Raw genomic sequence first — 21,244 nt, forward strand, 5'->3', positions numbered from 1 at the left:
AAATCGATCTTTTTATAAAAGGTTATAAAAAAAATTAATAATCAACATTTAAATTTGGTAGCAATGGTTTGTCTTCAATAGGTGATGATAAGGAAATCAATGTAGTAGAATCGCCATACCTCATGCTATCATTTTCAAATAATTCAAGTTCCTTTGTTGATTCCACTACTACCTTAATTAGATAATTGTATTCTCCGCTAATTCGATGACACTCTACTACTTGTGAAGCTTGCATACAATAATCAACGAAATTGTTGCACTTTGTAGTCCGGAAAAGGATAAAAGCAACAATGGATTTTCCGACTTTTTCATTCGATACTTTAGCCCTGTAGCTTTTTATCACGCCTTGTTCTTCTAGTCTTTTTACCCTCTCTGTTATTGCTGGTTGAGATAATCCTATAAGTTTTCCGAGGGCAGTCATTGACAACCGAGCATCTGATTGTAAATGCATGAGTATATCTCTATCAATACTATCCATTTAAGCACCCCTTCATATCATTTACGATAGTGACATCAAATTGTAGGACGTATATGACCCTGAAATCATTATATTATAATTTAAACTTGATAGCATCAAATTACATTGTTTTTATAACCAAATATAAATTTATTCCTTTATTATCAAATGTAAAATTCAAAATCTGATTAGTATAATTAATCCTATCAACTAATCAGGAGGCCTTTTATAAATGGATAATAATAGTGATTTAAGTAAACAAAATTCTTATGCAATACCCTCAGAACGTCTTCCTTGGGCAGGTTTAATGGCGCTCGCTATGGCTGGGTTTATATGTATCCTTACCGAAACTATACCTGCTGGTTTACTAATAGAAATAAGCAAAGGACTCGGTGTGTCAGAATCCCTTGCAGGTCAACTTGTTACAGCTTATGCTCTTGGTTCACTCATTGCAGCTATTCCTATAACCACTGCAACACAAGGATGGCATAGGAAGCCCTTACTGCTTTTGTGTATTATTGGATTCCTTGTATTTAATACTATTACAGCCTTATCTTCTAGTTTGACCTTAACTTTAATCGCTCGCTTCTTTGCAGGTGTAACGGCTGGAGTCCTGTGGGGGCTGACTGCGGGATATGCACGACTGATGGCGCCAGAATCACTAAAGGGAAGGGCAATGGCCGTAGCCATGATTGGTACGCCTCTTGCATTAGCTTTGGGTGTTCCTACTGGGACATTTCTCGGTTCCCTTGTTGGCTGGAGAAATGTCTTTGGCATAATGTCACTTTTAGCAGCATTACTGATTTTATGGATTATTTGGAAAGTCCCAAACTTCCCTGGACAAACATCTTCAAAACGAATGACTCTTCTAGAGGTTTTTATTACGCCTGGAGTTCGTCCAATCTTGTTTGTTGTATTAGCTTGGATACTTTCGCATAACATGCTTTATACTTATATCGCACCATACCTTTCCGAAGCAGGACTTGCCAAACGAATTGATTTGATTTTACTTGTTTTCGGTATGGCATCTTTAGTTGGAATCTGGGTTATAGGTATATTCATTGAGCGTAGACTACGTACTTTAGTTTTAATGAGTCTGGTCGGATTTGGATTAGCATCATTCGCATTAGGTATCGGAATTAGTCATCCTATTATCATTTATAGTGCTGTAACTGTATGGGGCTTAACCTTTGGTGGAGCAGCAACACTGACGCAAACAGCCATAGCAGATAACGCTAAAAAAGGTGCGGATATTGCCCAATCTATGTTAGTTACTGTTTGGAATCTCGCTATTGGTGGCGGGAGTGCAATTGGAGCAGTTCTGATCGAATCATTTGATGTGAGTTCTTTTCCATGGGTATTTATCCTCATTCTTCTTGGATTCCTAGTAGCATTTCGTGCAAATGTTTATGGGTTTCCTCAAAAAAACCAATAATTAATTTCTTGTAAAGAATGTAGTCATCCTCCTTTAAAAAGAATATCTAAAAGGGGTACTTGATATTCCTATACCATGTCACTGTAGGTAGAAGTTGATCTTTATCGGATTATTTCTAAAACATGGCCCGATTGCGCTGTAGATTAAACTAATACCGTTCTCCAAAAATCGTAAGCTACTTACTTTCCATAAAATAAAAGAGGCTACCGAAATAATATGGTAGTCTCTTTCTTTTTTTAATCACGTATCGGTTCTATTTAAAACACAATCCCAATAATAATCGCTGATAGAACACTTACAAGGGAGGCACCGTATAGCAGTTTTAATCCAAAGCGTGCTACCACATTGCCTTGCTTTTCATTTAACCCTTTTACTGCACCTACGATGGTACCAATCGAGCCAAAGTTAGCAAAGGATATGAGGAAAACAGAGACAATGGCTGCTGTACGCTCACTGAAGCTATCTTGGATTTTAACGAAGTCCAGCATGGCAACGAATTCATTTGCCACAAGCTTTGTTGCCATAATACTACCAGCATTCACAGCTTCATGCCAAGGTACACCCATGACAAAGGCAATTGGGGCAAAGACATACCCTAGGAAGCCTTGGAACGAGATGCCGAAAATGCCATTAAACACACCATTAATGAGGGCAATTAACCCAACAAAGCCTACTAACATTACCCCGACAATGATGGCTACTTTAAAACCATCCATAATGTATTCGCCTAGCATTTCAAAAAATGTTTGCTTTTCGCCTTCCTGCACTTCAATTATATCTTCCTCCGCTTTCACTTCATACGGATTAATGATCGAGGCTACGATAAAACCACCAAACAAGTTTAATATTAAGGCTGCCACTACATACTTAGGCTCTAGCATCGTCATATAGGAGCCCACAATGGACATAGATACCGTTGACATCGCAGAAGCACATAAGGTATAGAGTCGATGCTTTGGTAAAAAGCCAATTTGGTTTTTCACTGAAATAAATACTTCATTTTGCCCCACTATTGCCGCTGCAACCGCATTATAGGATTCTAATTTACCCATCCCATTGATTTTACTTAATACTAAACCTATATATTTAATAATAAACGGCAGAATTCTATAATGTTGCAATATGCCGATGATGGCTGACATAAAAACGATTGGCATTAAAACATACAGGAAAAATGTATGTGCGCCCTCATTCGCCATCCCACCAAATACAAAATTCGTACCCTCGTTGGCATATTCAAGTAGTTTTGCAAAGCTATCAGCAAAACCTTTAATTAAAAATTCCCCGATACCTGTTTTCAGTAGAAGAAACCCTAAAACAAGCTGGATAACAATCATCACAATGATTGGGCGGTATTTAATCTTTTTCTTATTATTGCTTGCAAGCCATGCTAAAAATAGCACGAGTAGTAGACCTACTATCGAAATAATATAATGCATGTTGTCCCCTCCGTTACGAACAATGTTTTCAAATGTTTTCTCTTCCCATCCCTTACTCCTCGATAATTGTGTGAAGAGAAATGTCCACCATATCAAAAAAGGACTTTTCACTTTCCTCGTGCGTTAAGCTTTCATTTGTTAATAATTGACTACCTACCGTCAAAATAGATAATGCCTTTACCCCATATTTTGCGGCTAACGTATAGAGGGCTGTGCTTTCCATTTCTACCCCTAGCACACCGAATTCCATAAACTTATGAAGCCTGTCTAATGTTTCACGATAAAATTCATCTGAATTATAAATATTGCCAACAAAAACATTTCCTTTTTTCCCTTGCGCTAGTTGAAACGCTTTCATTAATAAGGAAAAATCCGCTATTGGTGCGTAATTATTGCCGTAGAAAATTTTCTCCGTCAAATTGCTGTCTGAAGACACGGCTTGGGCTAGAATGATATCGCGGATTTGAATGTCCTTTTGCATCGCGCCACATGTGCCGATACGAATCAATTTTTTCACGCCATAATCGTTAACCAATTCAGTACCGTATATACTCATCGAAGGATTTCCCATGCCCGTCCCCTGCACTGAAATTGGCACGCCTTTGAACGATCCTGTGTAACCATACATTCCTCTTACTTCGTTATAGCAATAGACATTCTCTAAAAAATGCTCTGCTACAAATCTTGCACGTAAAGGGTCTCCAGGTAATAAAACACGCTCAGCTATTTCTCCCTTTTTTGCTCCTAGATGTCTACTCATTTTCATTCCTCCAAAAACTTGTTATTTATCTCAAATTCATTAGGTAACCGTTTTCATTTACCAATAAAAAAATACCCATAGCCATTTCCAAACCGATTTCTTCTACAAGAAATCCGTTCAGAAACTACTATGAGTATAAGATTTAATGATCATAACAAACTAGACCAGATTGTTACGTAGTGTACGGGAAATAATTGACCAAATTACCGAAGCAATTCTTGACGAATATTATCTAAATCTCTTTTGGAGGGAATCGTAGATATAATAACAACCGGCACTGTCGTTAAAGCAACTGGAAAATTACTTATAACAAAATCAATGTCATGCTGCTGCACCATTTCATCCGTTAGCCCTTTCATAATAGAGGTATTAATAATCAACTGGTCCCCAATTTCATTTTTAATCAAATTGGCTATATAATGGCGGATTGAAAACTCCTCACCAATGACCAAGAAGGCTCGTTTACTTTTATAACGTAGCCCTGAACGAACAAGCAAGGTAAGCTTGGTTAAATGAAAGTCATTATACAGGACAGAAGGGTACGCATTTTGCCACGTTTGCATACAGGTCTGCATATCTTGGTAAATTTGCTGACATTCGATTTGAACATAGTTTGTTAAATTACTTTTTGAAATCATCAACCATTCAGGAATGGCATTATCGATGAAAAGCTTGTCCAGGAACTCATAAACCTCCAAGCTAAACCGCTCATTCATATCTAGATTAGGGTAAGCCTTTGCCAATAAGATAAACAGCTGCTGCGCCATTTGATCGATTTCTTTATTCTTATATAATTTGATTTCCTTCATCGGCGTCATGTCTGACCCTTCATAATAATGATATTGGCTTAGACTAAATAGAGATTGCATAAAAAACCGTTCACTCTTTGGTAATTCAATCGAAAATTTTTCTTCCAGTGCCTGTGCAAAGTCTTTTACTGGCAAATAGAACATCCCACTTTCCCAGGCGTAATCACCCTCCGTAATTTTGACATAGTTGCCCTTTCTTACTCTTTCCAAGACAATGGCCACTAAAAAGGATAATTTCCTTTTGGAATTGATAAAATAAACAATGCTTTGCTCATGCTCTATATGCGTGATGTATTGATTGATAAAATCAAAGTCACTATTGGTAAATGGCCATCCTGTAAACTCATAGGCATCACCATATAATTTCCAATAAAAGTAACGGATATTCAATTCATTTCCCTTTACGGCTGGCGTCGAGTATGTGATGCGTAGCTTATACGGCTTCAAATCATGATTATTTAGTTGCATAATCAGCTTCTTCATCGAGGAGGTGCTCATAAACATGGCTTCTGCCAGCTCCTCCATTGACAATGGTTTCCTATTTGTAAACAATACATGCATTAGTCGATAGAAGATGGTTTGCCTGAACATGCTAGAAAGCACTTCACTAACGGTTGTACTTCGCCCATCGCGTTGTAGAAAAATTCCCTTTCCTCTAGATACTTCAATAGTCATCGCTGCTGGTAATTGCTGATTAATCTCCTCAACGAGCTTACGTATGGTCTTATCTGAAATATGTAAACTTTTTTCAACCTCTGCTAAGGTAAACCATCTTTGTTCAGAATCTAGCAGCGTTAATAATTGACTAGCTAATTTGAATTCCTTATCCACGTTCTCACCCTTATCCATCATTCACAAAAAGGAACATACATCACTTGCTGTATGTCCCTTTTCGCCTTTATTTCATATACGTATTCAATACTTTTGTGATGTCTGTATTAAGCTTGTTGATATCGACCGCTGTCACGGGTTGATTGACAAGCTGATATTTTTCTTTTAGTTTTATTATTCTTCGGACGCTATCATTTATGCGCTCCACTGTTATTTCCCCATTGCTGACGGCTGCTTTCACCGCTTCTATAGCTGCTGTAATATTGGCATACTCATGGGCAATTAAAATAATATCACTACCAGCCTTGATCGAATCGACAGCTGCTTGCCCGATCGCATAATGATTGGTGATAGCTTTCATCGTCATATCATCTGTCATAATAACGCCATCAAAGCCTAATTGCTTTCTTAGCATACCCGTAATAATTTCCTTCGACATCGAGGAAGGGTACTGTGGGTCAATCTTTGGCAATAAAATATGAGCGACCATAACGACATCTGCACCATTGTTAATGGCGTCTTTAAATGGGACAAGCTCTAGCTGATTCAAGTCGTTCAAGCTTTTTGCCACCTTTGGCAATTCTAAATGGGAATCCACTGACGTGTCACCATGCCCAGGGAAATGCTTGACGACAGGAATAACCTGCTCGGACTCCAGACCCTTCATTGTCTGAATGCCTAATTTGCTGACGATAGCAGGATCATTGGAAAACGAGCGATCCCCGATAATCGGATTATTCGGATTGCTATTGACATCTAATACAGGCGCAAAGTCCAAATTGAAGCCAAATGCCTTTAATTGTTCCCCTAATAATTGGCCTACTTCAAATGAAAACTTGGATTGGTTAATGTCCCCAATTTTTTTGTTCGTTGGGAAATTTTTTAAAGCGCCTGGTAATCTGACTACTTTGCCACCCTCTTGGTCAGTGCCAAGGAAAAGGGGTAGCTGATTATTCGCATTGGCAGCCATTAAGTCATTCATCAATGTGACCGTTTGCTGGGGTGTTTCAAGATTATTGCCATAAAGAATCAAACCACCTACTTTAGCCTTTTGAATGAGGCTTGCTGTCTCCTGCTGGAGCGTCGTACCTGACACACCTGCAAACATCATTTGACCGATTTTCTCGTCCAATGTCATCTGTTCCACTGTATCAGGTGCTTGTGGTTTAAGTTCCGTATAAACCGAAATATGATGAACGGCAGGATTGGTATCGCTGTCAGTCGGCTTCGGTAAGATCCACTTTAATTGATAGCTGGTATTGACTTGGTAGACAAGAATAATTTGATTGGTCGTCGGATCCTGATAGTAACGAACTTCATCAGGTTCACCCAACTTATTTTTAATATCTGCTAAACGAATGCTTTTAATATTTTCTTTCGATGAACGGATATCGAAGGCCTGTGAACCTCGATAACCAATCGTCACATCCTCATAATCTTCATATTGTCCATTGGCTGATTCAGTGACTTGCTGAGGTTCTCCCCATTGCTCATGAACCGTTTGTTGTTCAGTATCTCCTACTGTAAATGGCACATCTGGTATTTTTCCTTCTTGCGCGAATTGAGCAATGTCCTGTATGAGGACCTCCATATTTTCTGAACCACTTTCTTGTTCGGACGCATCCTCTTGAACGGGCGTTGTCTCAGGATTTCTAGTCGGTTGTGTGACTGGCCTCATTTTCATGCCGAGAAAAAAGACCAGACCCATTAACATCAGCACTAGAACTAGCAGCAAACCACGTCTTTTTTTATGCATGCAAAAACCTCCTTTACCAAGCAATATCGCGACTTCGAACAAATCTATCAACTAACGTTATCATAACTGCCACCTGAATTCAAAGCTCACGCTATGAACAGAATCACGGCCTTCTATAGAAAATATTATCGTAAGCTAGCAAAAATGCAAAAGAAGATGTTAAAATATTCACATAAAGGGGGATGTAACACATGGGGAAATTAAGTAAAAGAAATATATTGTGGATTGTGCCAATCGGTATCTTAGGGGTATTTTGGTACTTTTATGGCCCACAAAAGGATATTACGGACAACGAATACATTACATATGTAAAAAACTATTCCTATGAAAATAGTACAAAAACATTAGAGAGTGCCTTTGCCTCTGCCTGCGAAAATCCATATTGGGTTTATTTTGAAACACAAAAGGGACAGGATGTAGTAGAGTTCGAGGGCGATTGTACAGTTAACAATGAAGTAGCCAAGATCAATGTACAATTTCTTGTAGACAACGACATCACAAGTGTCCAATCAGGTGCAATGCTTGTCGATAGTAAAATGCAGGAAGAAGCAGACCGCGATCAATTTTTACTAGCACTTGCTCAATAATGAATGGTATGTAGACCCTTATAGTGAAGCTATGAGGGTTTTTTTGTGGAAGAAGGATGGAAGCGGATAGAATGAGGTATGTGGTGGATAGATCGTGGAGATTGAAGGATAGCCTTGTGATAGCGGATAAATCAAGCTATGTGGTGGATAGCAATCCTAAAGTAGCGGATAGCACTTTGAAAGTGACGGATAGATCGCGTAAATTGAAGGATAGCCTTGTGAAAGTGGATATATCAAGCAATGTGGTGGATTGCAATCCTAAAGTAGCGGATAGCACTTTGAAAGTAGCGGATAGATCGCGGACATTGAAGGATAGCCTTGTGAAAGCGGATAAATCAAGGTATGTGGTGGATAGCAATCCTAAAGTGGCGGATAGCACTTTGAAAGTGACGGATAGATCGCGTAAATTGAAGGATAGCCTTGTAAAAGTGGATAAATCAAGCAATGTGGCGGATAGCACATTGAATGTAGCGGATAGAACGCGGACTTTGAAGGATAACCTTGTGAAAGTGGATAAATCAAGCTATGTGGTGGATAGCAATCCTAAAGTAGCGGATAGCACTTTGAATGTAGCGGATAGATCGTGGAGATTGAAGGATAGCCTTGTGAAAGCGGATAAATCAAGCTATGTGGTGGATAGCAATCCTAAAGTGGCGGATAGCACTTTGAATGTAGCGGATAGATCGCGGACATTGAAGGATAGCTCTGTGTTGCTAACGTATCCTTCCATCTATTTTTAGTGTAAAGGAAGCTTTTAGTTTTACTAATCAATATAAAAACCCATGCATATCTCTGCATGGGTTGAGCTACTATTAACCATTTCTAGTAGAATGGGAGGACTTTAATATGGTCCGTTCAATGATTCTAATTTCGTTATTTAGTTTTGTAATCGCCGCTTCAATTTGTTGATAGCGCTCCATTCGCTTGACCTTCTCTGTTGGAATGGAACCCTTTAGAGCGGCCTGTCCTGCGTATAAGCTTGACAGTAAATCTAGCTTTTGAAAATAAGCTGTGCTATATTGCTCCATAACACCCAGCCCCTCATCTGTTACTTTTTTGCACGAACTTATGAATTGTTGTTCATATAAGAACTATAACCGAAAAAAGTAACCTCAAAACTCCATCTAAATTATTATTTATTATCCATTTCCAAGTAAATTATTATTCTATAAAAGCGCTAAAGCTACGTTATTCATCTTTTTTTAATAAAGAATAGATAAATGTATCATGTGCTTGTCCCTTTTGATACATATAGTCCCTCAATATGCCTTCCTGTTGGAATCCAAGTTTAATCAATAGCTGAGTGGATGACTCATTTTCTAAAAAAACTACGGCTCCGATACGATTTAACTTCATATTCTCAAAACCATAGGCAATCACTTTCTGCACAGCTTCTTTTGTAAAACCTTGTCGCCAGTAATCGGGATGAATTTCATAGCCAATTTCTGCTCGCTGATGTGCAGCCGACCATAAATGAAAGCCAACTGTACCAATCACTTCATTCGAATCTTTTCGTTCGATTCCCCAACGAATCCCACGCTTTTCCTCAAAGGTTTTGGCAAATTGCTTGATTAACTGTTCTGCCTGCTGTGTGTCGACAAAGGGTTCCTGCCCATAATAGCGTGTTAAAGCCTCATTGGAAAAGCAACGAAAAATCGCAGGAACATCCTCCTCTGTGAGTTCTCTTAACCTAAGTCTTGCTGTTTCTAACGCTGGAAACATCCTGTTCCCCTCCTCTACCATCCATAACATTCTCTACTCTTCCTTCAAAATCCTTTTTTTGACAACATAAAAGTAGGCTCGCACGTTTGCTTAGCCGAAAGCTTGTGCTGCTAGAGCAAATAATGTTTGATTTCGAGTAGGCATTTTTTTGGCATTGCGGATCATGACAGGCGGTGTGGCAGCCAGCGTAAAACCACTTTGTTGTAAAATTGGACTCAGCTCCTTGTGGACAGACGGACAATCGATACGTAATTTCCCCTGGTAGCCCTTAGCCAATTCATTGATAATATAATGCGCTACTTCCTTATCTGGCGCTACGATTGGTCCTAAAAGAAGATAAATTGGCCCTGCGATTGTTAAGCCATAGCCAATCATTTGGTTGTGTTGATTTTTCACGACAACACAGCGCTGTGACTGCTGAATTCTTTTACGCAAAAAGACGCTTCTACTATCCCCAAAGGCTGCTGCATCCAGTTTAACAAGCTGTTCAAAATCCTGTTCTTGCAATTCATTGATGGTGCCAAAACAATTTGCTTCCCTTGTCGTCTCTACAAATTTGTCCGTCAAATATTTATGTACATGCTCAACAGTCGTGAAGCCCATTTTTTGATATAATGGTTCTCCTTCTTTCGTAGCTACGAGCATAATGGCTGTGTCCTCTGAAACACTATCGATACAGGCTTGTGTAACGATTCTACCTAAGCCAAAACCTCTGCATTGTTCATGCACAATCACCATGCCAATGGAAGCTACATTTGTATCATAGGGAATAATGGCTGCACTGGAAACAATTTTTCCTTCCATATTTTTATGTCCTACTATTCGACCTGCTGCCATGATCGTTTCAATTTCATGGGCATCGTAATCCCATCCAACTGAAGCTGATAGCTCAACTAATCCCTGAATATCGGTAGAAGTAAATAATGTTAGCTCAAAATTCAATTAGGTTCACCCTCTATCATTCAAATTAAAAAGAACATTTGTTCCATTTTACAAAATTCACCTGCTATGTACAAGCAATTTCTCTTAATAATTGATAGGTTTAGCAATTATTACTATATAAATATTGTAAAATAGCCTATAATAGCTACTAGACTATGCACTCCTACTTCAAGCATATAAAGGTGATTTCAACATGACTTCTTATGAACGTATTCTTATAATGGTCCCGCCGTTTCCCTAGCTACGCAATCTACTTGTAACTGACAAAGTAGAATTTTGCTTGTAGGAGGGCAATATGTTGAAAAAACAGGCAGTACCATCTTTATTATTAATGATTGTTCTTGTGGCTTTTCCACAAATTAGTGAAACGATATACACACCATCTCTACCGGATATTGCAGCTGCACTTGGTGTAGACTTTAGCTCAGTCCAATTAACCTTGAGCATCTATTTTATTGGCTTTGCATTCGGCGTTTTCTGCTGGGGATGGATTTCTGATTTTATTGGCCGTCGACCTGCCATGCTAGCCGGTTTAATTTTTTATGGAATAGGTAGCCTACTCTGTTTTTACGCAGAGACAATCCCTTTTCTGCTAGCTAGTCGGTTGATCCAAGCGTTCGGTGCCGCAACTGGCTCCATTATTACGCAGACCATTTTGCGTGAAAGCATGACGGGGTATCAACGCCACGCCATGTTTGCTCAAATTTCAGCTGTCATTGCCTTTACCCCAGCGGTAGGGCCGTTGATTGGTGGTTGGGTGGATCAAGCGTTTGGCTTTCGAGCTGTGTTTTTTGTCCTTGTCATCATGAGTCTCTTGTTGTTTATCTATGCTTATTGCAGACTTCCAGAAACAACCGATCCTGCAACAAGACAAAGAACGGCGATTTGGCCTGTCGTCAAACGCATTTTTGCTTCACCCATCGTGCTTGTCTATGGATTGCTAATTGGAGGCATCAATGGTGTCCTATTTAGCTACTATGCCGAAGCACCCTTTATTTTCATCGAACATTTTCAGCTGTCACCAGGTCTGTACGGCTTTCTTGGTATCATTGTTGCCCTTGCTTCCATTATAGGGGCCATGATTTCAAAACGGCTCGTCATCATCCAGCCACCACAAAAAATCATTCATGTTGGTTGTTTAGTGATGCTTGGTGGCACTCTACTTTTGACCATTGTCTGTACGCTGCCATTGCATGCGAACATGATGGCCATCGGTATGATGATTACTGTTTTTATCATGCTGTTAGGTTCAGGCATTGCACTTCCGAACTGTCTAAGTCTAGCATTAGTAGACTTTCAGGATGTCATTGGTACAGCAGGCGCTATCTTTAGTCTCGGCTATTACTTACTTGTCAGTGCCATCACATCTGGTATGAGCTTGCTACACAACGGTTCTTTACTAACAATGCCACTTTATTTCTTAGGTCTATCCTTCATGATGTGGCTTTTTGGGAGAAAGTTTATTCGATAATGGAAGAAAGCGGGCTTCCAATCCTATGGCTTTTAGATTGATGAAAGACTAAGAACAAAACCTCTTCTCCGAATAGAAAAAGTGGGTGAAATTTTACTCTTCGTAAAATTTCACCCACTTTGATTATAGGCTTGCCTAGCTCTAAATTTTTTCACTCAAACTGTAAATGCTAATGACAAAGATTGAACTATATCAGTAGGAATCGTGTAGTGATCTAACTATCTCCTGATGCATAAAACTGATATAATAGATATACCATTAAAGTGAGGGGTGTTATTTATGAAAGAAAATTCATCCTTGGAACGTAAAAAGCAAGTGCAATTCGCAGTGGGTATGGCTGCCATTGACGGTGGAAAACCGAGCGCATTTACACAAAACCTCTTAAACCAATATGAAAATGGTCAAGTATCATCCAGCCAATTGAAACAAGCGATTGTTGAAAAATATACAAGGGCTTCACAGTAGTTTATGGACCCATATATTTATCCTAATACAAACGTCTTAATCAACAAATTAAATATTCGAGATGGACAACAATTGATTGACGTTGAAGCACAACTGTTAATCGCTGGGATTATAGATATTTCTTCTATTACGTATGAGATTGACTTTCAAAAATATGAAAGTCTCCAAAAGATTCATCACTTCCTTTTTCATGAGCTATATTCATGGGCAGGAGAATTCCGCACAGTCAATATTTATAAAAGTGAACATGTTTTAAATGGATTATCTGTTGCTTATAGTGATAAAGATCACATTGTATCTGATTTAAAAACTATTTTCAGTTGGTCTAAATCTAAGCAATGGAAGTATTCTAATCCTCGCCTTGTGGAGGACTTTTCTTCATTTATGACAAAGCTTTGGCGTGTTCATCCTTTCCGAGAAGGAAATACACGAACAGTATCGATTTTCATGAAGCTTTTTGCTGAAGCAAATAGGCTAGACTTCAATGCTCAATTGCTCTCACAGCATGCAGGATATTTACGAAATGCACTAGTCCTTGCCGCAGTAGAAGAAGCTTCGGAACCACAATATTTATTGAAGATGATGACAGATGCACTGGATGTACCTGATTTCAATAAATTCAAGGCTGACGATGAAACGTCTAGTAATTATCAAGTAATTGGGCGTTATGATGTTTCCAAGTATAAAGAAAAGCCCTTTGAAACGGATTAAAGAATGATTTCATTTACCGATTAAGTATTTTTTAGTTATTTTATACACTAAAAAAGATGGTGATTGTAATTGAATCATCATCCTTTTCGTATTTATATTCCGCACAAGGTATCAATTAATTCATTTAAAACCTGTCTCAAAGGCTTTCATTTTTTCATATGGATAACTCACTCTTATATTCGCTCATCCCAATTGAAATTTAGGTTTCTAAACTCCTATTCAATCGAAGATGCATTTTTTATTTGTCTATACTGTTGAAATCAGTCCTCAGAATCAAGTTTCCTCTTTTCTTGAATATCAGCTAGTTTTGTCCCAGGTGCTTCTCCTATCCTTGAAAATAATAATCCAAAACTTCCTGAGCGGAATGGAAAACTTTATTGCTTTGCGTTTTATAAAGAAATTTGGGATTCGTACAGGCTTTCTCCAGACTTTTTGCTTGCTTTAGCTTATCCGTCATTTGCTCGATAATATCTGTATAGCCATCAAGCTGATTTGAAATTTTCGGTAGCATCGTTGGTGAGATATCGAGTACAATAGAGACTTGATCCTCGGCGTAACTATTTAAATTGATAAAAAAGCATTCTTCCAAATGCTTTGAATGTTTATCTACATTAATAACAGCCTCTTGATAATTGGCGATTAACCCCGTTGAGGTATTCGTAATCGTAAAGCCTTGTTGTGTCAAATGCTGTTCAACTAGCTTTAAAAACTGCTCCACCTCTGCATCTAGTTTCGGTGTAACATTGGATTGAATTAAATCATTACAATTCTGATAAATGGTATCAATTTCAGTCTGTTTGTCTACAAGTAATTTAAAATTGGACATTGAATACACGCTTCATCTCCCCTTTTTACTAAGGTAGACATTCATGATGCGTTTTAGTCATAATCACAAAAAATAACAATTAAAAGGAGAAGTCGATGATTAGAAATTCTGTCAAAGCAATCATCATCGTGGATGGGAAGCTATTGCTAACAAAAAATCAAGATGACGAGGGCTACTTTTATCTTTGCCCAGGTGGCGGACAGGAGCATGGAGAGACCTTCCACAAAACGCTACAAAGAGAATGCCTTGAAGAAATTGGCTCCTCCGTTCAGATTGGAGAGCTACAATTTATCCGAGAATACATCGGACAAAATCATGAGCATGCCGCCTTCGACGCAGATGTACATCAAGTAGAATATTATTTCCTATGTCAGGTACAGGAGCAAACCATTCAGCCAACAAATCCAGATAGTCATCAAGTCGGGACACAATGGATTCCCATTGAAAAGCTTCATACTTATAGACTTTACCCTAAAGCGCTTATCCAACCCCTACAACAATTTATTCAAGGACAACAAACAGCTATTTATTTGGGCGATGTCAATTAAAAACAGAGGCTGGGACAAAAAGAAAAAATACTAGACCAAGATACATTCAGTCTAGTATTTTTTTGATTTAGGAAGGAGTATTTAACTCAGTGAGGCAGAAAAATTAATATCCATTTTTGCTATTTTTCAAAATAATCGAGTTCTGTCAATTCTTAAGCTAACACTTTCACCATCGTATAGTAGCTACTGCCTGGAGGGTAATCTTGAATTTCTCCCACTACTTGATAGCCATGTGCCTCGTAAAATGTACGCGCTTGAAACGCGTAGGTTGTCAGCAAGGCTTTTGTTGCCCCCATGTCCTTCGCCACCAACTCTGCTTGTGCTAAGAGCTTTTTGCCAATACCCTTTCCACGATATTCTTCACTGAACCAAAATTTATGTATTTCCACCCATCCCCAGTAGATCTCAGCCGTTAGACCACCTATCCATTGCTGCTGTTGATCTGTGACAATCAACTGTAAAGGACGAACCGCCCCCTTCTGTCTACTTTCACGATGATAAGAGGAATGCTCATTATTGTAGGCACGAATTTTTTCGCTTAAAAAATTCGTAAAATCCTTATGCTGTTCACGTACAACCTCTACTTGATACTCCATCCTGCTCCTCCTACTCTTGGTAGCGTTTTATAAGCTTGTCTTGATGAGCCGCAAATATCTCTTCTAGTGGAATATCATATTGATTGGCAATGACTATAAGATTCCCTAGGACATCCCCTAGCTCTTCAATCAGCTCCTGTTTATTTTCCTCAAAGGATTGTGTTTTTTCATCTGGTCGATCTCTACCAATCTCGATTGCTCGAATCGCCCTTGCTACCTCACCTGTTTCCTCTGCCAAAAAGCCAATACGTGTAAAAATATTGAGCTCTGACCAGCCACGTGCTTCATAATAATCCTTTACCCAGCGTTGAAATTCATTTAGTTGCAATTCCGTTTCCTCCATTTCCTTCCTCTTCAAAATAAATTATACTATAAAAGAATTTGATCAGATATGGAGGAAATCAACTATGAAAAGTATTGCCGTATTTTGCGGATCCAGTCTAGGCGCTTCTGACGCTTATCGTCAAGGAGCCATTTTACTAGGAAAAGAATTAGCCAAAAGACAAATTACCCTTATTTATGGTGGTGCTTCTGTAGGCATCATGGCAACAGTAGCGAATACAGTGCTAGAAGAAGGCGGCAAGGTCATTGGGGTGATTCCGACATTATTAGAAGAACGTGAAATTGCGCATCAACAGCTGACAGAGCTAATTGTTGTGAACACGATGCATGAACGTAAAAGTAAAATGATGGAATTAGCAGATGGCTTTATCGCCCTTCCTGGTGGACCTGGAACATTAGAGGAATTTTTTGAAGTATTTACGTGGAATCAAATCGGTCTGCTTCAAAAACCCTGTGCTATTTTCAATATGGAACGCTATTTTGATTTATTAATTTCATTCTTTGACCATATGCAAAATGAACAATTTTTAAAAGCCCAATATCGTGAGGCACTTATTGTCGATGAGGACGCAGCAGCCCTATTAGATAAATGCGAAAGCTTTGTTCCTCCAGCTGTGAAAACCTATGAATTAAGCAAATAATCAAGTGATGAGGTTGGACCTAGTTGGACTAACCTCACCTTTTTCAATATCCAAAATTTGGTCGAAGAGCTAGGAGGCGATGACTATGCGAAACAAAAGATGGATCTGGTCGTTCGGATTACTAGCGATCATTTTGCTACTCGTATTTTTTCGCAAACCGCTCATTTCCTTTCATGATGCTGTACCTGAATTAAATACAGCTAATATCCAACTTGTTTTGATTTCAGATACGAGAGAAAAATCGTATTATCTGGACGCAGAGGAAACAGAGCAACTGATCTCGATACTAGATAATCTAGTGATGAAAAAGAAATTCATACCGAATATACCCGCATTTAATACGGATGCTTATATAATTTTCAATTCTGCCAATGCAGAAGAATCGTATACAATTCAAGTGGATTATGACAGAAATGTCATCGGTATTAACGTGCATCCTAAAAATATGAAGCAATACATTCTTGCGGACAATGCTGATTTATTTTTATTTGTTCAAAGTTTCTTAAACTAATCAGGAGGGATTCGAATTTGCTCGATCCTCTCCTGATTTTTATGTAGGAAATCATACACTTCATTTTTCAATCGATTTTATCAACCCGCCTCCTTTTCACTGCTACCACAGTAATCAATACCATCCCGAGCTTCACCAGCCCAATCATGGCATACAGACTAAATGAAAGAATCGCTGGTAATAATACCAGCCACCACGACCATGTAATGACATCTGTTAGCTTTAATACGACAAAGACAATGGTCAACACTTCTTCAATGCCCATCTTTTCACCACCTTACAACCCATTCTTGACTATATAGTAACTATATACCTTACGATAAGGAACATCGAAGGAAAAGTTTTCACTATTTTTTCTAAATCATACAACAGGAGGAAGTACGATGACGAATATTTTTGTAAAAAGTGAGTTTGCTCCTTTAAAACGAGTTGTCATGGCGCAATCGGAATTTGCTTTTCCAGCGAAGGATGATCTAACAGATGATGCATTTTTAACAGAAGAAACATTAGCACTTTACGCAAACGCAGATACACTCGGTAAAAATTTCAAAGACGTCTTTCCAGAAAGACAGCAGCAATGGGAATTGGAAAGAGCCAATTTAAAGAAGGTATTAGAAAAATACGATGTAGAAGTACAAGTACCAAGACGTTTAACAGACTATGAAAAACAGACAGGAAAAGAAGATGGCTATAGCAATTTCTTCGTTCGCGATCCCTTTTTCACCATCGGCCATTTCTTAATCGAGGGTTCCCTTCGATTCCCACATAGACGCAACGAAGTTTTGCCAGTGCGCAATCTTTTAGCACAGGAAGCAAACGAAAATCAATGTTTCTATGTCTCCATTCCAAAGCCTGATATGGCAGATGGTTTGGATTCTGAGGCTGGCCCATTTTTAGAGGGTGGCGATGTGTTAGTGTTAGATAAAACGATTTTCGTCGGAAATTCAGGATTAGCCTCCAATAAAAACGGAGTGCAATGGCTGCGTAATCTGGCAAGTAACGTTGATTATAAGGTGGTCGAAGTGCCGCTTCATCCAACTATTCTCCATCTCGACTGTGCGCTAAGCTTGGTTAGAGAGGGTCTGATGATTGTTTGTGAGGAAGCGCTCGTAGACGGCATTCCCGAACAGCTACAGGATTGGGATAAAATTCACGTTTCTCTAGAGGATGCCGCAAGACTGGCTACTAACGGTTTACCAATTAATGAAGAAGTCTATATTACAGATAAAGAATTTACATGGATTGGCGAGCAACTAGCACAGAGAGGTATCACAGTAGAATATGTTGATTTTACAATCTCTCGAAGCTTTGGCGGTTCTTTTAGATGTAGTACACAACCACTATTACGGACAGATCTCTAAAAATTATCCATCTCCTCTAAAAAAATAATATGAATAATGAGCTACCTGAAATGGCACATTATTTGTAGGAGGTGGACAAGAAATGTCTAGAATTATTGGTGTTGAACAATCATTATCAAATATTGAGGATGCTTTAAAGGCACAAGGCTATGAAGTCATCCAGCTTCGCAATGAAGAGGATGCGAAAAAATGTGATGCTTGTATCATTACAGGTCAGGACCGCGATGTTATGGGAATTAGTGATCCAGTCATGGCAGGCCCTGTCATTGATGCAGATGGACTTTCGGCAAACGAGGTCGTTCAACGCGTCCAAAAATATTTCCACTAAAACCACTAGTGCTGTCTCCATGTCATTTTTGACAAGAGCAGCACTTTTCTACATACTAAATGGTCTCTACTTATAATACCTTGCGTTCTTGTACAAACTAATATACACGAACTTTAAAAAGTAGGGAGACATATGAGCCAAAAAAAGATTGCGATTATTATTGTCATGCTTACGACTACACTACTGATGTCAGGCTGTTGGGATGTCACAGAGCCACAACGAATGTATTACGTACAAGGTGTAGGGGTTGACTATAAGGATAATGAATATACAGCATACTTACAAATTATCAACTTTGCTAATGTAGCGAAAACAGAATCCGCTAATCCAGAAGCGGCACCTACCGAAATTGGCCAAGCGAAGGGAAAAACAATAGAAGAAGCCATTTACAAATTGTATCGTTCAATGGACCAAGAAGTATTTTGGGGACATATGACCTTTCTTCTCTTCTCCGAGAGTGCTATGAAAGATGAGCGTGCTATTGCGGTTATTGATACTTTTTTACGCTTTCGCGAGACCAGATATCATATTTGGGTTTACTGTACCCAAGATCCTATTAAGGATGTTTTATTAGTTTCTCCATTGTTAGAGAAATCACCAACTGCAGCCAAATTAAGTAATCCTAAAAATACAGCTAAGCAGGAGTCATTTGTAGAGCCTGTCAATTTAAGACAGCTAGTCATTGGCTTAAATGAGCCAAACCACGAAATGAAAATTCCTTACGTAACCGTCAACGAAAACTGGGAAACAACAGATGGATCCAAAACAGAAACCGTTTTTGCTGGTGTTGGTATTCTGTCAAAGGATAGTTTCAAAGGCTATATTAAAGGCAAAACGGCTCGTGGAATCGAGTGGATGAATGATGAAACAAAGCAAGGTGAAATCACCGTTGAATTAGAAAATAATGAAAAAAGTGATTACTTAACCGTTGATATTAAAAAGCTAGATGTTAAGGTCAAACCAATTGTCAAAGGGAATGACGTAACATTTGAGGTCTATTTAAAATTCGATACGATTTTAAATGGATTTAAAGGGAAGCTCACACCCAATCAGGTAAGAAAAAAAGTAGAAAAAGCAGTCAGAGAAGAAATCATGACTACCTTTGAGGAAGGGCTAAAGCTGGATGCAGATGTCTTTCGCCTATCCGAATATCTTTATCGTGGTAATGTAAAAACGTGGAAAAAATTAGAGAAGGATGGCAAAATTCCATTAAGCAAAGACTCCATTAGTAAAATCGATATTCATATTAATAAAGTAAGCCCTGGCCGTAAAACATTTGCAGAGACGGTTACCGAATAATAGGTAGAGACCATTCAAATTGGCATGGTCTCTTTCTTATGCCCAACTTGTCATGCTATATTAATGGTAAAGATGAGGAAACTTTAAATAGACAGGAGTTCGATACGATGATAAAAGGTTTTGGTGGCATTTTTTGGCGAACAAAGAATCTAGATTCTGTAAAAAAATGGTACAACGAAGTCTTGATGTTGGAAATAGACGATTGGAATGGGACAATCATGAAACCCCAAGAAGGCAATGAAACGATCTTTTCTTTCTTCACTGAACAGGACAGTTATTTTCCCACAGAACAACAAGTAATGTTGAATTTCCAAGTACATGATTTAAACGAGATGATAAAGCATCTTGAACATCTTGCTGTTCCCCTTGCAAAGCCTCAAGAAAGTAGCGAATTCGGAAAGTTTATTTGGATTAAAGATCCAGAAGGTCGACTGATCGAGCTTTGGGAGAAATAGTTTTTAATCTTTACTAAATACACCCACAATAAGTAAGAGCATGTTTTGAAAACATATAATCAAAACATGCTCTTTAGGTTTTAAAAGCTGCACGGCTACACCCTTTGCCTTTTCTCTTGGAGCGAAGGGAATCCAGCTCGAGACCACAACCATAATGGCGTATGGATATCGATTGGGGCTATTCCAGTTCCTTTGAGCGCTCGCTCCCAGGCATTCGCTACAACTTTACGATCATTCGCTCCCCCATCTAACACCTCTTCCATACATAACCCTAATTTAACAGTTGCTTTCATTATATGTGTATCTGGAGCGATTGTTATAAGCTCGCGAGAACGCCACTTAATAGATGCGTAGCTCTCCAAAACATATAGCCAGTAATTGAAAATTTTAGGTCCAGATAAATAGGGGAATTCCGCTTTGCGAGTATGTTGCATCAGCTCTTTTAAGATAGCAATATCAAAGTGAGTAGATGCTATCAGCCCCTGTACATCTCCATTTGCAGAGGAATTTACAATACCTTTCGCTACCCGTTGCCAAATCTCAGGATGTCGATTAGGTTGTAAAGCAACACGATGAAGCAATAATGCCTCGCGTAAATCATGAATATCACAATTTGAGACGATTTCAGGCTGAAAAATCCATGCTGTTTTTTCATCTTGATAAGCCTTGACAACAGATTCCCACAACGCATAAGAATTTCGTTGATAATTCAAAGCCATTGCTAGCGTTAGCACCTGAAGTAAATCTGCATCTTCTACAACACCCTTTAACACATCTTCAGGCATTACTTCCCCACCAAGGTCTCCTTCTTCATACATCTCCAATAAGGTTCTAACATGCTTTAATAATTGTTCATTTCCCATTTAAAATCCTCCAAAGCTTGCCTACTCCCTATCATACCTCAAACCTAAATAATTTGGATTGAATTTTCCAACTATTTGTTATCACGCAA

Annotated in this window: 26 protein-coding genes; 13 read left to right on the top strand and 13 right to left on the bottom strand. The window is 38.7% G+C overall.

What is annotated here, in order from left to right; all coding sequences use genetic code 11:
• Window positions 1-34: 34 nt before the first annotated feature.
• Window positions 35-478 carry an Lrp/AsnC family transcriptional regulator gene (locus tag ACEVFT_RS04775; protein WP_205442953.1) on the bottom strand — a complete coding sequence of 148 codons (444 nt, stop codon included), beginning with the start codon at window positions 476-478 and terminating at the stop codon, window positions 35-37.
• Between the two features lie 211 nt (window positions 479-689).
• Between ACEVFT_RS04775 and ACEVFT_RS04780 the strand changes: the two genes are divergently transcribed.
• A complete protein-coding gene (locus ACEVFT_RS04780; RefSeq protein ID WP_393948426.1) occupies window positions 690-1,892 on the top strand; it encodes an MFS transporter in 1,203 nt (400 codons plus the stop codon).
• A gap of 257 nt (window positions 1,893-2,149) precedes the next feature.
• On the opposite strand, the gene ACEVFT_RS04785 is transcribed toward ACEVFT_RS04780, so the two are convergent.
• From ACEVFT_RS04785 to nagZ, 4 genes are all read right to left on the bottom strand, one after another.
• Window positions 2,150-3,331: a NupC/NupG family nucleoside CNT transporter gene (locus tag ACEVFT_RS04785; protein ID WP_393948429.1), complete on the bottom strand. Its 1,182-nt coding sequence runs from the start codon at window positions 3,329-3,331 to the stop codon at window positions 2,150-2,152.
• A gap of 52 nt (window positions 3,332-3,383) precedes the next feature.
• Entirely contained in the window at window positions 3,384-4,091 is a 708-nt protein-coding gene (gene deoD / locus ACEVFT_RS04790; RefSeq protein ID WP_393948432.1) for a purine-nucleoside phosphorylase, read from the bottom strand.
• Between the two features lie 203 nt (window positions 4,092-4,294).
• Window positions 4,295-5,749, bottom strand: coding sequence for an AcpB/EbpR/MafR family transcriptional regulator (locus tag ACEVFT_RS04795; protein ID WP_393948434.1), 1,455 nt, complete (start codon window positions 5,747-5,749; stop codon window positions 4,295-4,297).
• Window positions 5,750-5,798: 49 nt separating this feature from the next.
• Window positions 5,799-7,487, bottom strand: a complete 1,689-nt coding sequence (nagZ, locus tag ACEVFT_RS04800) for a beta-N-acetylhexosaminidase (protein WP_393948436.1) — start codon at window positions 7,485-7,487, stop codon at window positions 5,799-5,801.
• Window positions 7,488-7,678: 191 nt separating this feature from the next.
• Here nagZ and ACEVFT_RS04805 point away from each other — a divergent pair, with 191 nt between their 5' ends.
• Both ACEVFT_RS04805 and ACEVFT_RS04810 read left to right on the top strand, forming a co-directional pair.
• Window positions 7,679-8,074 carry a glucosamine 6-phosphate synthetase gene (locus ACEVFT_RS04805; protein WP_205442943.1) on the top strand — a complete coding sequence of 132 codons (396 nt, stop codon included), beginning with the start codon at window positions 7,679-7,681 and terminating at the stop codon, window positions 8,072-8,074.
• Between the two features lie 83 nt (window positions 8,075-8,157).
• Entirely contained in the window at window positions 8,158-8,814 is a 657-nt protein-coding gene (locus tag ACEVFT_RS04810) for a hypothetical protein (protein ID WP_393948438.1), read from the top strand.
• Between the two features lie 72 nt (window positions 8,815-8,886).
• Here ACEVFT_RS04810 and ACEVFT_RS04815 read toward each other — a convergent pair whose 3' ends face one another.
• The 3 genes from ACEVFT_RS04815 to ACEVFT_RS04825 form a co-directional block, all read right to left on the bottom strand.
• Window positions 8,887-9,102: a hypothetical protein gene (locus ACEVFT_RS04815; RefSeq protein WP_205442941.1), complete on the bottom strand. Its 216-nt coding sequence runs from the start codon at window positions 9,100-9,102 to the stop codon at window positions 8,887-8,889.
• Window positions 9,103-9,262: 160 nt separating this feature from the next.
• The gene (locus tag ACEVFT_RS04820) at window positions 9,263-9,796 is read right to left on the bottom strand and encodes a GNAT family N-acetyltransferase (protein ID WP_393948441.1); all 534 of its coding nucleotides are present in this window, start codon (window positions 9,794-9,796) and stop codon (window positions 9,263-9,265) included.
• Between the two features lie 90 nt (window positions 9,797-9,886).
• Window positions 9,887-10,738 (bottom strand): GNAT family N-acetyltransferase, encoded by an 852-nt coding sequence (locus ACEVFT_RS04825; RefSeq protein ID WP_393948443.1) that lies wholly within the window; start codon window positions 10,736-10,738, stop codon window positions 9,887-9,889.
• Between the two features lie 298 nt (window positions 10,739-11,036).
• Between ACEVFT_RS04825 and ACEVFT_RS04830 the strand changes: the two genes are divergently transcribed.
• From ACEVFT_RS04830 to ACEVFT_RS04840, 3 genes are all read left to right on the top strand, one after another.
• Window positions 11,037-12,209 carry a multidrug effflux MFS transporter gene (locus ACEVFT_RS04830; protein WP_393948444.1) on the top strand — a complete coding sequence of 391 codons (1,173 nt, stop codon included), beginning with the start codon at window positions 11,037-11,039 and terminating at the stop codon, window positions 12,207-12,209.
• Window positions 12,210-12,488: 279 nt separating this feature from the next.
• Complete coding sequence (locus tag ACEVFT_RS04835; protein WP_048390572.1) at window positions 12,489-12,674, top strand: antitoxin VbhA family protein; 186 nt, start codon at window positions 12,489-12,491, stop codon at window positions 12,672-12,674.
• Between the two features lie 3 nt (window positions 12,675-12,677).
• Window positions 12,678-13,385 (top strand): Fic/DOC family protein, encoded by a 708-nt coding sequence (locus tag ACEVFT_RS04840; RefSeq protein WP_393948446.1) that lies wholly within the window; start codon window positions 12,678-12,680, stop codon window positions 13,383-13,385.
• Between the two features lie 325 nt (window positions 13,386-13,710).
• Here the strand turns inward: ACEVFT_RS04840 and ACEVFT_RS04845 are convergent, their stop codons facing one another.
• Window positions 13,711-14,211: a hypothetical protein gene (locus ACEVFT_RS04845; RefSeq protein WP_243456428.1), complete on the bottom strand. Its 501-nt coding sequence runs from the start codon at window positions 14,209-14,211 to the stop codon at window positions 13,711-13,713.
• A gap of 95 nt (window positions 14,212-14,306) precedes the next feature.
• On the opposite strand from ACEVFT_RS04845, the gene ACEVFT_RS04850 reads away from it, so the two are divergent.
• Window positions 14,307-14,759: an NUDIX domain-containing protein gene (locus tag ACEVFT_RS04850; RefSeq protein WP_393948448.1), complete on the top strand. Its 453-nt coding sequence runs from the start codon at window positions 14,307-14,309 to the stop codon at window positions 14,757-14,759.
• Window positions 14,760-14,911: 152 nt separating this feature from the next.
• Here ACEVFT_RS04850 and ACEVFT_RS04855 read toward each other — a convergent pair whose 3' ends face one another.
• Window positions 14,912-15,355 carry a GNAT family N-acetyltransferase gene (locus tag ACEVFT_RS04855; protein WP_393948449.1) on the bottom strand — a complete coding sequence of 148 codons (444 nt, stop codon included), beginning with the start codon at window positions 15,353-15,355 and terminating at the stop codon, window positions 14,912-14,914.
• A gap of 10 nt (window positions 15,356-15,365) precedes the next feature.
• Complete coding sequence (locus ACEVFT_RS04860) at window positions 15,366-15,683, bottom strand: MazG nucleotide pyrophosphohydrolase domain-containing protein (protein WP_205447417.1); 318 nt, start codon at window positions 15,681-15,683, stop codon at window positions 15,366-15,368.
• Window positions 15,684-15,762: 79 nt separating this feature from the next.
• Here ACEVFT_RS04860 and ACEVFT_RS04865 point away from each other — a divergent pair, with 79 nt between their 5' ends.
• Window positions 15,763-16,338, top strand: coding sequence for an LOG family protein (locus ACEVFT_RS04865; protein WP_205442932.1), 576 nt, complete (start codon window positions 15,763-15,765; stop codon window positions 16,336-16,338).
• Between the two features lie 85 nt (window positions 16,339-16,423).
• On the top strand, window positions 16,424-16,849 hold the full coding sequence (locus ACEVFT_RS04870; protein ID WP_393948453.1) for a hypothetical protein: 426 nt from the start codon (window positions 16,424-16,426) through the stop codon (window positions 16,847-16,849).
• A 67-nt stretch (window positions 16,850-16,916) separates the two neighbouring features.
• Here the strand turns inward: ACEVFT_RS04870 and ACEVFT_RS04875 are convergent, their stop codons facing one another.
• Window positions 16,917-17,114: a transmembrane Fragile-X-F protein gene (locus ACEVFT_RS04875; protein ID WP_393948455.1), complete on the bottom strand. Its 198-nt coding sequence runs from the start codon at window positions 17,112-17,114 to the stop codon at window positions 16,917-16,919.
• 118 nt (window positions 17,115-17,232) lie between these two features.
• Here ACEVFT_RS04875 and ACEVFT_RS04880 point away from each other — a divergent pair, with 118 nt between their 5' ends.
• The 4 genes from ACEVFT_RS04880 (at window position 17,233) to ACEVFT_RS04895 (ending at window position 20,292) form a co-directional block, all read left to right on the top strand.
• Window positions 17,233-18,210, top strand: a complete 978-nt coding sequence (locus ACEVFT_RS04880) for a dimethylarginine dimethylaminohydrolase family protein (RefSeq protein WP_393948458.1) — start codon at window positions 17,233-17,235, stop codon at window positions 18,208-18,210.
• Between the two features lie 82 nt (window positions 18,211-18,292).
• Window positions 18,293-18,538, top strand: coding sequence for a YkuS family protein (locus tag ACEVFT_RS04885; RefSeq protein ID WP_205442923.1), 246 nt, complete (start codon window positions 18,293-18,295; stop codon window positions 18,536-18,538).
• A gap of 132 nt (window positions 18,539-18,670) precedes the next feature.
• Window positions 18,671-19,837 carry a Ger(x)C family spore germination protein gene (locus tag ACEVFT_RS04890; RefSeq protein ID WP_205442922.1) on the top strand — a complete coding sequence of 389 codons (1,167 nt, stop codon included), beginning with the start codon at window positions 18,671-18,673 and terminating at the stop codon, window positions 19,835-19,837.
• 107 nt (window positions 19,838-19,944) lie between these two features.
• Entirely contained in the window at window positions 19,945-20,292 is a 348-nt protein-coding gene (locus ACEVFT_RS04895; protein ID WP_393948479.1) for a VOC family protein, read from the top strand.
• 95 nt (window positions 20,293-20,387) lie between these two features.
• Here the strand turns inward: ACEVFT_RS04895 and ACEVFT_RS04900 are convergent, their stop codons facing one another.
• Window positions 20,388-21,155: a hypothetical protein gene (locus tag ACEVFT_RS04900; protein WP_393948461.1), complete on the bottom strand. Its 768-nt coding sequence runs from the start codon at window positions 21,153-21,155 to the stop codon at window positions 20,388-20,390.
• Window positions 21,156-21,244: the final 89 nt, after the last annotated feature.

Source organism: Lysinibacillus sp. PWR01 (assembly GCF_043359455.1).
GTDB classification, from domain to species: Bacteria; Bacillota; Bacilli; order Bacillales_A; family Planococcaceae; genus Lysinibacillus; species Lysinibacillus fusiformis_F.